The 11,901-nt window shown below is 76.2% G+C and carries 13 protein-coding genes; 7 read left to right on the top strand and 6 right to left on the bottom strand.

Going from position 1 to position 11,901, the window contains the following annotated elements; all coding sequences use genetic code 11:
- Positions 1-803 (top strand): hypothetical protein (locus tag KK617_RS12705; RefSeq protein ID WP_277500411.1); only part of this gene is annotated, 803 nt, incomplete at its 5' end.
- Positions 800-1,708, top strand: coding sequence for a serine hydrolase (locus KK617_RS12700; RefSeq protein ID WP_277500410.1), 909 nt, complete (start codon positions 800-802; stop codon positions 1,706-1,708). The genes KK617_RS12705 and KK617_RS12700, both read left to right, overlap by 4 nt.
- A 3-nt stretch (positions 1,709-1,711) precedes the next feature.
- Here the strand turns inward: KK617_RS12700 and KK617_RS12695 are convergent, their stop codons facing one another.
- Both KK617_RS12695 and KK617_RS12690 read right to left on the bottom strand, forming a co-directional pair.
- The gene (locus KK617_RS12695) at positions 1,712-2,212 is read right to left on the bottom strand and encodes a PaaI family thioesterase (RefSeq protein WP_277500409.1); all 501 of its coding nucleotides are present in this window, start codon (positions 2,210-2,212) and stop codon (positions 1,712-1,714) included.
- Positions 2,213-2,216: 4 nt separating this feature from the next.
- Positions 2,217-3,254 carry an FUSC family protein gene (locus KK617_RS12690; RefSeq protein ID WP_277500408.1) on the bottom strand — a complete coding sequence of 346 codons (1,038 nt, stop codon included), beginning with the start codon at positions 3,252-3,254 and terminating at the stop codon, positions 2,217-2,219.
- Positions 3,255-3,305: 51 nt separating this feature from the next.
- On the opposite strand from KK617_RS12690, the gene KK617_RS12685 reads away from it, so the two are divergent.
- Positions 3,306-4,136 (top strand): alpha/beta hydrolase, encoded by an 831-nt coding sequence (locus KK617_RS12685; protein ID WP_277500407.1) that lies wholly within the window; start codon positions 3,306-3,308, stop codon positions 4,134-4,136.
- A gap of 40 nt (positions 4,137-4,176) precedes the next feature.
- Here KK617_RS12685 and KK617_RS12680 read toward each other — a convergent pair whose 3' ends face one another.
- Positions 4,177-4,908, bottom strand: a complete 732-nt coding sequence (locus KK617_RS12680; RefSeq protein WP_277500406.1) for a hypothetical protein — start codon at positions 4,906-4,908, stop codon at positions 4,177-4,179.
- Between the two features lie 67 nt (positions 4,909-4,975).
- Positions 4,976-5,728, bottom strand: a complete 753-nt coding sequence (locus KK617_RS12675) for a hemolysin III family protein (protein WP_277500405.1) — start codon at positions 5,726-5,728, stop codon at positions 4,976-4,978.
- 110 nt (positions 5,729-5,838) lie between these two features.
- Between KK617_RS12675 and KK617_RS12670 the strand changes: the two genes are divergently transcribed.
- From KK617_RS12670 to KK617_RS12660, 3 genes are all read left to right on the top strand, one after another.
- Positions 5,839-6,594: an isoprenyl transferase gene (locus tag KK617_RS12670; protein WP_277500413.1), complete on the top strand. Its 756-nt coding sequence runs from the start codon at positions 5,839-5,841 to the stop codon at positions 6,592-6,594.
- Between the two features lie 318 nt (positions 6,595-6,912).
- A complete protein-coding gene (locus tag KK617_RS12665) occupies positions 6,913-8,235 on the top strand; it encodes a PhoH family protein (protein ID WP_277500404.1) in 1,323 nt (440 codons plus the stop codon).
- A 113-nt stretch (positions 8,236-8,348) separates the two neighbouring features.
- A complete protein-coding gene (locus tag KK617_RS12660; protein ID WP_277500403.1) occupies positions 8,349-9,053 on the top strand; it encodes a lytic transglycosylase domain-containing protein in 705 nt (234 codons plus the stop codon).
- Positions 9,054-9,180: 127 nt separating this feature from the next.
- Here the strand turns inward: KK617_RS12660 and KK617_RS12655 are convergent, their stop codons facing one another.
- Complete coding sequence (locus tag KK617_RS12655; protein WP_277500402.1) at positions 9,181-10,575, bottom strand: class II fumarate hydratase; 1,395 nt, start codon at positions 10,573-10,575, stop codon at positions 9,181-9,183.
- A gap of 23 nt (positions 10,576-10,598) precedes the next feature.
- Positions 10,599-11,270: a hypothetical protein gene (locus tag KK617_RS12650; RefSeq protein WP_277500401.1), complete on the bottom strand. Its 672-nt coding sequence runs from the start codon at positions 11,268-11,270 to the stop codon at positions 10,599-10,601.
- A 60-nt stretch (positions 11,271-11,330) separates the two neighbouring features.
- Here KK617_RS12650 and KK617_RS12645 point away from each other — a divergent pair, with 60 nt between their 5' ends.
- Positions 11,331-11,900 carry a DUF1990 domain-containing protein gene (locus tag KK617_RS12645; protein ID WP_277500400.1) on the top strand — a complete coding sequence of 190 codons (570 nt, stop codon included), beginning with the start codon at positions 11,331-11,333 and terminating at the stop codon, positions 11,898-11,900.
- The last annotated feature ends 1 nt before the right edge of the window (position 11,901 follow it).

The following is an 11,901-nucleotide window of genomic DNA, read 5'->3' as shown; positions in this document are numbered from 1 at the left end:
GGCACCTCCTGCCCGCGGCACGGCGGGTGGTCGTGGCGGCCGAGGAGCTCGAGGCCGCGGCGGCCCGGGCGGGCCGGGGACCGGTCGGCGTCGCCGTCCCCGCCGGCCCGGCGGTGCTCGACCGCTCCCGGGCCGAGGTCGTGGCCGCCGGGGCCCGGGCGGGGCTGGAGATCGACCTGGTGACGGCGGCCCCGCACCGCCGCACCGAGCTCGTGGACGAGCGGGTCGTGCAGGCGGCGGTCGTGCCCAGCGCCCCGGACGACGCCACGTGGCGGGTGCCGCTCGGGGTGGGTACGGCGCGGGTCGGCCCGGGTGCCGTCGTGCGTCTCGCGTCGCTGCGGGTCGGGCGGGGGCGAGGGGGCGCCACCGTCGCGCCGGGCAGCGCCCCCCGGTGCCTGTGGCTGCTCCCCGAGGACGACGTGCCCCACGTGCGCGACCCCCTGCTGCGGCTGCGCGACCGGCTGGGGCTGCGGCCCGCCCAGGTCGCAGTCGCCGGGTCGAGCACCGCGGCGCTGGCCGCCGTGCTGGCGGGCGACCTGCTGCTCTGCACGCCCGCCGAGGCCCGCGCCGCGGAGCTGCACTGGCGCCCGCTCGGCGACGTCCCGACCGACCGTCCCCTCGAGCGCACGCACGCCCTCACCGCCACGTCGCGCGACGCGGCCGCCCGTGTGCTGGCCGCCGTCGGCCCGGCGCTCGCCGACCTCCTCGGGGTCGACGGCGGGGTCGACGGCGGGGTCGACGGCGGGATCGGCGGGGTCGGCGGCGGGGTCGACGGCGGGGTGGGCGGGGAGGGGCGCACGTGAGCACGCGGGTGCTGCGCGAGGTGCGGGAGCGGCTCGACGCGGCCGGGCTGGTGGGGTCGTTCGTCGTGCGCGACCTCGTCACGGGGGAGCAGGTCGCCCTCGACCCCACCCGCCGCTACGCCGCCGCCTCGCTGGTGAAGGTCCCGCTCGCCCTCGCGGTCCTCGAGCGGGTGGCGCGCGGGGAGCTGGACCCCGCGCGCCCGGTCGAGGTGCTGCCCGGCACGAACGGTCCGGCGGACCGCGCGGGCGCCCCGGGGCTCGGCCGCTTCCGCCACCCGGCCACGGTGGCCGTGGACGACCTGCTCTACCTGGCCGTCGCGCTGAGCGACTCGGCGGCGGCGGACGCGCTCTTCGCGCTGGTGCCCCCGGCCGAGGTCGCCCGGCACCTCGACGACCTCGGCCTCGGCGGCATCGCGGTGCGCCACACCCTCGCCCCGCTCGTCGGGACCGCCGTGGAGCGGCTCGCGCCGGAGGACGCCCACCTGGCGCACCGGCTCGCGACCGCGCTCGGCACCCCGGGCGGTGGTCATCCCGTCGAGCAGCTCGACGTCGGCCTCGCCAGCTCGGCCGCGGCGGGCGCGCTGGCGGACCTGCTGCAGGAGGTGTGGCGGCCCACCCGCGTGCGCCCGGAGGTGGCCGCGCGCGTGCGCACGCTGATGGGGCACAACGTGCTGCGCCAGCGGCTCGCCCCCGACTTCACCAGCGACGCCGAGCGCTGGTCCTCCAAGACCGGCACGATCCTCAACCAGCGCCACGAGATGGGGGTCGTCGAGCACGAGGACGGCGGCTGCCTCGCGGTCGTCGCGCTCACCGAGTCGCGGGTGGCGGCCGCGGCCCAGCCGGGCGCCGAGGCGGTCATGGGTGACGTCGCCCGGACGCTGCACGACCTGCTGCGCGCCGGCTGAGGATCAGGACGGACGGGGGCGCCACCGCCGCCACGTCGCCTCCGCCTCGGCCCGCACCTTGCCGTCGTGCTCGAGACGCACGTGGGCGGTGATCGCGTCGTACGACGCGTCGCGCACCTCGGCCACGAGGCCCACGGTGGCCGCCAGCGGGGCCGGGCGCCGGTAGCGCACGTCGAGGCCGGCCGTCACGTAGGGCAGCGGCACCCCGGGGTCGGCGGGCCAGCCGCGCTCGTGCGCGGCGTGCGTGACGGCCGCGGCCGAGTGGCAGTCCAGGACCGTGGCGATGATGCCGCCGTTGAGGAAGCCCAGGCCGTTGTCGTGCTCCGGCGACGGGGTGAAGGTGGCGACGACCGGTCCGCCGTCGTCCGGCGCGAAGCTGCGCAGCCGCAGCCCCCGCGGGTTCGCGGGCCCGCACCCGAAGCAGGGGAGCCCCGGGAAGTAGCGGTCCTGCAGGCTCGGGTCCCCGGCCGGCGAGCCGGGCGCGGAGGTGCTGGTCGACGTCATGACCTCAGCCTGCCAGGGCGGGCGCGGGCGGCCGCGGGCGCGTCACCCAGGCGACGAGCAGCCCCACCGCGATGCCCAGGAGCGTCTCGACGAGGCGGTCGACGACGAGGTCGGCGACGGGTTCGGGGTGGGCCAGGTGGCCCATCAGCAGGGCCAGGGGCGTGATGAACACCAGCGCGGCGCCGTAGTTGCGCACCACCAGCAGCTCGGCCACCCCCTGCAGCGCGGCGGCCACGAGCACGGCCGCCAGCGGCGACAGCGGCACCGACAGGAGGACGGCAGCGAGCCCGATGCCGACGGTGGTGCCGAGCGCGCGCTGCAGCGCGCGCACCACCTGCGCCCGCAACCGCGGGACGGCGAGGGGCACCACCGCGGCCACAATCGCCCAGTAGGGGTGGCCGATGCCGCTCGCCGTGGCGAGCGCCCCGGCCACCGCGACGGCCACGGCGACGCGGGCGACGTGGAGGCGGCGACGGCCCGTCGTCACCGGTGCGGGGCGGGTGGCCGGGAGCGCTGCGGGGGCCGGGGCCCGGCCGGCCCGGCGCTCGTCGAGCGCGCCGAGGGCCAGGGCGAGGACGGCCGTGCCGCCGGCGATGCCGAGCGCCACCGGCACCTCGTGCGGCTGCGTGGGCCGGGCGGAGCAGGCGCCGACGGCGAAGACGACGAAGAGGGGACCGGGCGGCACCCAGCGGCGGTGGTCCGACGCGTGGGTCGCGAGCGCCGCCCAGGCCGCGGCGACGGGCACGGCGAGCCACGCGCGGTGCTCCGAGAGCGCCACGACGGCACCGGTCGTGCTGGCGGCCACGAGCAGCGAGCCCGCGTGGGCCTGCACCCGCCAGCGGCCCCGGGCGGCGGTGCTGCCGCCGTACACCGCGGCGAAGGCGCCGAACACGGCGTAGAGGCCCCAGGTCAGCCGGTCGGCCGCCGCGAGGAGCAGCAGGGGCACGAGGATCGTCGTGCCCGCCCGCAGCGCGACCACCCGGGTGCCGGTCGCCGGGTGCACGTGCAGCAGGTCCGCCACCACCGTCCTCGCGTGCCCCACCGCCCCAGGATCGCAGGGCCCGCCGCCCACGCGCGTGGCAGGCTCGACCCCATGACCCACGTCACTCCGCCCGCGCCGGACGGCGACGACGCCCTCGAGCTCGCGGGCCACGCGGGCACCCTCGCCGGACGCCGTTGGAGCGGCCCCGACCCGTCGTACGTCGTGCTGCTGTGCCACGGGTACGGCGAGCACGTCGGCCGCTACACCTGGGTCGCGGAGCGGCTCGTCGCGGACGGGGCCGTGGTGTACGGCGTCGACCACCGCGGCCACGGCCGCAGCGCCGGGGAGCGGGTGCTGGTGCCCGACTTCGAGGCCGTCGTGGACGACCTCCACCTGCTCGAGCAGGCCGCCCGGACGGACCACCCCGGCCTGCCGGTCGTGCTGCTCGGCCACTCGATGGGCGGCATGATCGCCGCCCGCCACGCCCAGCGGCACGGCGACGGCCTGGCCTGCGTCGTGCTGAGCGGACCGGTGCTCGGCCGCTGGGAGGCGGCCGAGGCGCTGCTCGGCCTGCCCGAGATCCCCGACGTGCCGATCGACCCGGCCACGCTGTCGCGCGACCCGGCGGTGGGGGAGGCGTACGTCGCCGACCCGCTGGTCTGGCACGGCCCGTTCAAGCGCACGACCGTCGAGGCGCTCGTCGCGTGCCTCGGCACCATCGCGGCCGCCGGCCCCGTCACGTCGACCCCGCTGCTGCACCTGCACGGCGCCGACGACGCCCTCGTGCCGCCCGGCCCGTCGCGCGCGGGCTTCGCTGCGATCGCCGCGCCGGGCGGGTCGGAGTCGCGGGAGTACGCCGGGGCGCGCCACGAGATCCTCAACGAGACCAACCGCGACGAGGTGCTCGCCGACGTGCTGGAGTTCGTGCACCGCCACGTCTGACCGGGGCGCGCGGCCGCGCGGGCCGGGCGGGGCGGGCGGCTCAGCCCGGGTCGACCAGCCCCCGGTGGCCCAGCAGCCGCAGGGAGGTCGTGAACGCGCGCGCGACGGCGTCGAGCACCTCGTCGGGCCCGTCCGAGGGCCCGTCCGCCGGCTCCTCGGCCCGCAGCTCGGTGAAGCAGTGCACCGCGAGCTCGGAGCCGTCGGCGAGCACGAGCAGACCGCCGTCGTGGCGCACGCCGCCGGACGTGGCGCGGGCGTGCCACAGGGTGGGGCCGACCTCGGCGGCGCCCTCCGGGGCCAGGGCCGCGGCCAGGCCCGCGGAGCGGTGGCCGAGCAGCACGGTGCGGGCGTCGGCGTACGCCGGGTTCCCCGTCAGCGCCGCGACGGCCTCGGCGTGCTCGGCGGGCACCACGCTGCTCGACCCGTCGGCGTGGGCCCGGGTCGCGTTCCCGCCCCGGCGCAGCCGCTCGTTGACGGCGTCGGCGCCGCCGAGCACCTCGAGCACGGTGCGCACGCCGTCGAGGTCGGAGCGCGCTCCCCGGGCGAGGGCCAGCAGCACGCCGACCGTGGCGAGGTCGCGCTCCACCACCTGCAGGGCGAGGAAGGGGGCGAGGGTGCCGCCACCGTCGTACGCGTCGCGCTCGGCACGGGCCAGCTCGACGTCCCCGGCGGACAGCAGCAGCGACCAGCGCGCGACCCGGGGCTCGAGCTCGGCGGCCCATGCCGCACCGATGGCCCGGGCGAGCTCCACGCGGTCGGGGGGAATGGGCACGACTGATCCAACCACCCCGGCGGACCGGGCGTGGCCGAATCGTGGTCCGGGGACCGTCGCGGCCGCGTCAGCGCAGGGAGTACGTCGCGAGCGAGACCCCGACGTAGTGGGCGGCGAACGCCAGGATCGTGAAGGTGTGGAAGACCTCGTGGAAGCCGAACCAGCGCGGCGAGGGGTTGGGGCGCTTCAGGCCGTAGACGACGCCGCCGAGGGTGTAGAGCCCGCCGCCGACGCAGATCATCACGAAGACGGCCACCCCGACGCCGGTGCCGTAGCGGGCCAGCGCCCCGTCGTGGAAGTCCGGGATGAAGAACACGGCCGCCCAGCCCAGGGCCAGGTAGATGGGGGCGTTCAGCCAGCGGGGGGCACCCCGCCAGAGCACCTTGAGCGCGACGCCGGCCAGGGCGCCCGACCACACGACGACCAGCAGCACGGTGCGTTGGGTGCCCTCGAGCAGGAGCAGCGTGAAGGGCGTGTAGGAGCCCGCGATGAGCAGGAAGATGTTGGCGTGGTCGAAGCGCTTGAGGAACGACCACGTGCGCGGCGACCACGTGCCGCGGTGGTAGACCGCCGAGACCGTGAACAGCAGCAGGGCGGTCAGGGTGAAGATCGTCGACCCCACGCGCGTCGTCGCGTCGGGGGAGAGCGCGACGAGCACGAGGCCGGCCGCGAGCGCGAGGGGGGCGGTGCCGAGGTGCAGCCAGCCACGCAGGTGCGGCTTGACGTCGTCGATCACCTCGCGGACCTGCTTGCCGGCGGCATCGAGACGCTCGCCGGCGGCGCCACGGAGCTCGGCGATGCGCTGGGAGGGAGCGTTCATGGGGTCAATGTAGTCGCCGTCGCGGGGGCCGCCGCCCACGGTGAGCCCCCCGCTCCGCCCGGACCGCTCGCCACTAGCATCGTCGGGTGGCCAGGAGCTGGAAGTCCGTCGTGCGCCGTGCGCTCTACCCGGCGTACGAGGCGCGGATGGTGCGGCGTCTCCCGGCCTCCCGCGTGCCGGCCCACGTCGGCGTGATGCTCGACGGCAACCGGCGCTGGGCGCGGGCCGTCGGCGCGGACACGGCGCACGGCCACCGGGCCGGGGCGGCGAACATCGAGCCGCTGCTCGGCTGGTGCGAGGAGATCGGGGTGGAGGTCGTCACCCTGTGGCTGCTCTCGACCGACAACCTCAACCGCTCCGCCGACGAGCTCGAGCCGCTGCTGGAGATCATCGCCGACGCCGTCGACAGCCTCGCCGACCAGCGCCGCTGGCGCCTGCACCCGGTCGGGGCGCTGGACCTGCTGCCGCCCGAGACGTCCGCGCGGCTGCGCGCGGCCGCGGCGGCGACCGCCGACGTGGACGGCATCCTCGTCAACGTCGCGGTCGGGTACGGCGGACGCCACGAGATCGTGGACGCCGTGCGGTCGCTGCTGCTCGAGCACGCGCGCCGCGGCACGACGCTGGAGGAGCTGGCCGCCCAGGTCGACGTCGCGATGATCGGCGACCACCTCTACACCAAGGGCCAGCCCGACCCCGACCTCGTCATCCGCACGTCGGGGGAGCAGCGGCTCGGCGGCTTCCTGCTGTGGCAGAGCGCCGGCAGCGAGTTCTACTTCTGCGAGGCCTTCTGGCCCGACTTCCGGCGCGTCGACTTCCTCCGCGCCATCCGCGCGTACGGCGAGCGCGAGCGGCGCCACGGGCGCTGACCTCTCCGCCGTACGACGGCCTGCGCGGTGCTGGTGGGGCTGGTGTGACGGGTGGTCGAGCCGGTAACGCACCGTTCACCTCGCATCCGCGCGTGTCGCCACGGGCGGACCGTGCCCCGGCGTAACTTCGGCTCATCGGCGGGTGGGGAAGCCCGCCGTACCCAGGAGGCCCGATCGTGGAAGACCACGACTGCACCGCGCGGCAGTGCCGCTGCGCGGGAGGAGGCGGGCACTCCCGTCTTCGGGTGTCGCCTGAGTCCACCAGCTGCAGCTAGGGCCGGGCGACGAGTGCGCGTGCCGGTTCGTGAGGGGTAGACCGTGGCCTCGAACCCGACGCGCGAGACGTCCGTCCGCACCTACGTGCTCGACACCAGCGTGCTGCTGGCCGACCCCGGCGCCCTGCGCCGGTTCGACGAGCACGAGGTGGTCCTCCCGGTGGTGGTGATCACCGAGCTGGAGGGCAAGCGGCACCACCCCGAGCTGGGGTACTTCGCGCGCACCGCGCTCCGCACGCTCGACGAGCTGCGCGTCACCAACGGCCGGCTGGACCAGCCGGTGCCCGTCGGTGAGGTGGGCGGCACGTTGCGCGTGGAGCTGAACCACACCGACCCGGGGGCCCTGCCCTCGGGCTTCAGGCTCGGCGACAACGACACCCGCATCCTCGCCGTGGCCCGCAACCTGGCCGACGAGGGCCGCGCCGTCACGCTGGTCTCCAAGGACCTGCCCCTGCGCATCAAGGCCTCGGCCGTGGGCCTCGACGCCGAGGAGTACCGCGGCGAGGCCGTCAGCGACTCGGAGGTCGGCTACACCGGCATGGCCGAGCTCGAGGTGCCCGCCGACGTGCTCGACGATCTGTACGACCACGGCACGACCGACCTGGCCGAGGCCCGCGACCTCGTGTGCCACCAGGGGCTCGTGCTGCTCTCGGACCGGGGTACGGCGCTGGGCCGCGTGGGCGCCGACAAGCGGGTCCACCTCGTGCGCGGGGACCGGGACGCCTTCGGCATCCACGGCCGCTCGGCCGAGCAGCGCATCGCGCTGGAGATGCTGCTCGACCCCGAGGTCGGCATCGTCTCGCTCGGCGGCCGGGCGGGCACGGGCAAGTCCGCCCTCGCGCTCTGCGCCGGTCTGGAGACCGTGCTCGAGCGGCGCCAGCACAAGAAGGTGGTCGTGTTCCGGCCGCTGTTCGCGGTCGGCGGCCAGGAGCTCGGCTACCTGCCCGGCAGCGAGAGCGAGAAGATGTCGCCCTGGGCCCAGGCGGTCTTCGACACCCTCGGCGCCCTCACGTCGCGCGACGTCATCGACGAGGTGCTCGACCGCGGCATGCTCGAGGTGCTGCCGCTCACCCACATCCGCGGACGCTCCCTGCACGACGCGTTCGTCATCGTGGACGAGGCCCAGTCGCTGGAGCGCAACGTGCTGCTCACCGTGCTCTCGCGCATCGGCGCCAACTCGAAGGTGGTGCTCACCCACGACGTCGCCCAGCGCGACAACCTGCGGGTGGGCCGGCACGACGGCGTCGTGGCGGTGGTGGACAAGCTGAAGGGCCACCCGCTGTTCGCGCACGTCACGCTGACGCGCTCGGAGCGCTCGCCGATCGCCGCGCTCGTGACCGAGATGCTGGAGAACGTCGCGCTGTAGGAACGCACCCCTGGTGCCGCGTGACGCGGCCGGTGGACCGCGGGTTTGCCTCGTCCGAGCACCTCGGGCAGGCTGTCCCGCGGTCCCCGGCCCCTCACGTGAGCATCGATCAGTTGACGAAGCAGAAGTACGAGCCCCGGCACCGGCAGGCGAAGCACCGCGCCCCCGGTCGTGCCGTCCTCCCCCTGGACCCCTCGAAGGCCCTGCGCTCCACCGTCGTCCTCACCTCCGTCGCCGCCGCGGCGACCGGTGTGGTCGTCGGCGGTGGCGTGCTGACCGCCGGCGGCGTGTCCGCCGCGGACGGCCGCCTCGCCTCGGCGTCGGTGGCCGAGGGTGCGGAGGCCGTCACGACGCCGAGCCCGGCCGCCGACGACGTCGCGACCGAGGAGCTGCTGGCGGAGCGCGCCGACGCCGCGACCTCCCGCTCCGACACCCGCGCCGCGGTCGACCCGGCCAAGGCGGTGGCCCTCTCCGGTGCCGCCGGCCCCGCGGTCGCGCAGGCGGAGGACGCCTCCGACCTGGACCCCCGCGAGGTGGGGCGCATGCTGCTGGCCGAGGCCGGCTTCGGCGCCGACCAGTGGGAGTGCCTCGACTCGCTGTGGACCAAGGAGTCCGGCTGGGACGTCACGGCCGACAACCCGACGTCCTCGGCGTACGGCATCCCGCAGTCGCTGCCGGGCTCGAAGATGGCGTCGGCCGGCGACGACTGGGAGACGAACCCGGCGACCCAGATCCGCTGGGGCCTCGGCTACATCGAGGACCGCTACGGCACGCCCTGCTCGGCCTGGGCGCACAGCCAGGCCGTCAACTGGTACTGAGCCGGCTCCGGGGCGACCCGGGCCCGGCACGACGCACGAGGGCCGGTACGGCGGGGAGTCCCGCCGTACCGGCCCTCGTCGTCCGAGCCGCCGCGTCCGCGGCCCCGCAGGGCCCCGCCCGCCCGGGTCAGGGGTGCGTCATCGACTCCAGGTCGAGGGCGGCGTCGAGCTGCTCCTCGGTGAGCTCGCCCCGCTCGACGTAGCCCAGGGCGATGACCGTCTCGCGGATGGTGGCGCCGTCGGCCAGCGCCTTCTTCGCGATCTTGGCCGCGGCCTCGTAGCCCACGTGCTTGTTCAGGGGCGTGACCACGGACGGCGACGACGCGGCGTACCGGCGCATGCGCTCGGCGTCCGCGGTGATGCCGTCGATGCAGCGCTCGGCGAGCAGCACCGACGAGGTCGACAGCAGCCGCACGGACTCGAGCACGTTGCGCGCCATCACCGGCAGCATCACGTTGAGCTCGAAGTTGCCCGACAGGCCGGCCACCGTCATGGCGGCGTCGTTGCCGATGACCTGGGCGCAGACCATGAGCGTGGCCTCGGGCAGGACGGGGTTCACCTTGCCCGGCATGATCGAGGAGCCCGGCTGCAGGTCGGGCAGGTGGATCTCGGCGAGGCCGGTGGTCGGGCCCGAGCTCATCCAGCGCAGGTCGTTGCAGATCTTCGTCAGGCCGACGGCGATGGTGCGCAGCACCCCGGAGAGCTCGACGAGGGAGTCGCGGGTGCCCTGGGCCTCGAAGTGGTTGCGGGCCTCGGTGAACGGCTGGCCGGTCGCGTCGCCGAGCGCCGCGATGGCGGCGGCCGCGAAGCCCTCCGGGGTGTTGATGCCGGTGCCGACCGCGGTGCCGCCCAGGGGCAGCTCGCGCACGCGGGGGAGCACCGACTCGAGGCGCTCGACGCCGTAGCGGATCGTGGCGGCGTACCCGCCGAGCTCCTGGCCGAGCATGACCGGGGTCGCGTCCATGAGGTGCGTGCGCCCGGACTTCACCAGGCCGGCGAACTCCTCGGCCTTGCCCTCGAGCGAGGTGGCGAGCACGCCGAGCGCCGGCACGAGGTCCTCGACGACGGCCAGGGTGGCGGCGACGTGGATCGAGGTGGGGAAGGTGTCGTTGCTCGACTGGCTCGCGTTGACGTGGTCGTTGGGGTGCACCTCGGTGCCGGCGTCGCGGGCGAGGGAGGCGATGACCTCGTTGGTGTTCATGTTCGAGCTCGTGCCGGAGCCGGTCTGGAACACGTCGAGCGGGAAGTGGGCGTCGACGTCGCCGGCCGCGATCGTGGCGCAGGCGGCGGCGATCGCCTCGCCCTGCTCGGGCGTGACGACCCCGAGGTCGGTGTTGACCCGCGCCGCGGCGGCCTTGACCAGCGCCATCGCCTGGATGTGGCGGCGCTCGAGCGTCGTCCCGGAGATCGGGAAGTTCTCGATCGCCCGCTGCGTCTGCGCGCGCCACAGGGCCTTGCGCGGGACCTTCACCTCGCCCATCGAGTCGTGCTCGACGCGGAACTCTTCCTGGTTCTCAGCCATGCCCGCGAGGCTACCCCCGGCGGTCAGCGGTGCGCGGAGTGCAGCCAGTAGGAGCCGACGCGCCCGTGGCCGGGGACCGCCACCTCCTGCACGGTCGCGGCGCCGAGCACGTCGGCGAGGGCCTGCTCCAGGGCGGGGGAGTGCGTCGCCGACCAGACGGCGACGGTGCCGCCGGGGGCGAGCACCCGCCGTACCCCCGCGAGCAGCGGCGGCGTGTAGAGCGCCGCGTTGGGGGCGTGCACGAGGTTGTCGGGGCCGTTGTCGACGTCGAGGAGCACGAGGTCGTAGGCGCCGTCTGCCGCCTCGGCGAGCGCCACCGCGACGTCCGCCTCGACGACGCGCAGCCGCTCGTCGGCGAGGTACGCCGGCCCGTGCGGCACCGTGCCGTCGCGCATCCAGGCGACGACGGCGGGCTCGATCTCGACGACGTCGAGCCGGCGCACCCGGTCGTCGGCGAGGACGGCGTGCGCGGTGTAGCCGAGCCCGAGCCCCCCGACGAGCACCCGCTCGGGCCGCTCGCACGCGGCCAGCGCCGCGTCGGCCAGCAGCCGCTCGCTGGTGGTCTCGAGGGTGTCCATGACGAAGACGCCGTTGACCCGCAGCTCGAGCGCGCCGTCGTCGCGGCGGCGCAGCGCGACCTCGCCCCGCTCGGAGCGGGCGCGGGCGACGTCGCCGGGGGCGGGGGGCTGGTCCACGGCCGGGAGCCTAGTGGCCGGCGCGGCCGCCGCGACGGGGCGGCGGCGTACCGTCGCGGCATGAGCACCCCGCGGTCCCTGCTCCCGCTGCCCGAGCCCCGTGCGGACGCGCTGCGCGCCCACGTTCCGACGTACGACGTCGTCCACCGCGGTCGCACGCTCGCCGGCCGACCTGTTCCGGCGGGGTACGCCGGGGTGGAGCGCACGCAGGTGGTCGGGCGCGGGGGCGCGGCGTTCGCGCGGGGTGCCGCGGCGCTCGGCGCCTGGGAGGTGCAGCGCCGGGCGGGGGTGGGCGTGCGGGCCGACGGGCCGGCCACCGCCGAGGGGAGCGTGGCCGAGCTGCTCCTGGGCGTCGGGCCGGTGGGTCCGCGGGCGCCGGTGCTCGTCGTGGCTGCGGAGGCGACGCCGCGGCGCGTCGGGTACGCCTACGGCACGCTCCCCGGCCACCCCGAGGAGGGGGAGGAGGCGTTCGTGCTGGAGCACCGTCCCGACGACACCGTGGTGCTCGTCGTGCGGGCGTTCTCCCGGCCCGCGACGTGGTGGTCACGCATCGGCGCGCCGGTGACCGCGGTGGTGCAGCGGCGGGTGACCGACCGCTACCTCACCGCCCTGACCGACGTCACCGGATGAC

Source organism: Nocardioides sp. ChNu-99 (assembly GCF_029493445.1).
Classification (GTDB): domain Bacteria; phylum Actinomycetota; class Actinomycetes; order Propionibacteriales; family Nocardioidaceae; genus Nocardioides.
This window is presented reverse-complemented; position numbering and strand designations above follow the sequence as displayed.

Bases quoted from the DNA above. Each gene is read 5' to 3' on its own strand.
- KK617_RS12685 (WP_277500407.1), top strand. From the start codon at position 3,306: ATGACCCACGTCACTCCGCCCGCGCCGGACGGCGACGACGCCCTCGAG.
- KK617_RS12655 (WP_277500402.1), bottom strand. From the start codon at position 10,575: ATGGCTGAGAACCAGGAAGAGTTCCGCGTCGAGCACGACTCGATGGGC.
- KK617_RS12645 (WP_277500400.1), top strand. From the start codon at position 11,331: ATGAGCACCCCGCGGTCCCTGCTCCCGCTGCCCGAGCCCCGTGCGGAC.
- KK617_RS12695 (WP_277500409.1), bottom strand. From the start codon at position 2,212: ATGACGTCGACCAGCACCTCCGCGCCCGGCTCGCCGGCCGGGGACCCG.
- KK617_RS12675 (WP_277500405.1), bottom strand. From the start codon at position 5,728: ATGAACGCTCCCTCCCAGCGCATCGCCGAGCTCCGTGGCGCCGCCGGC.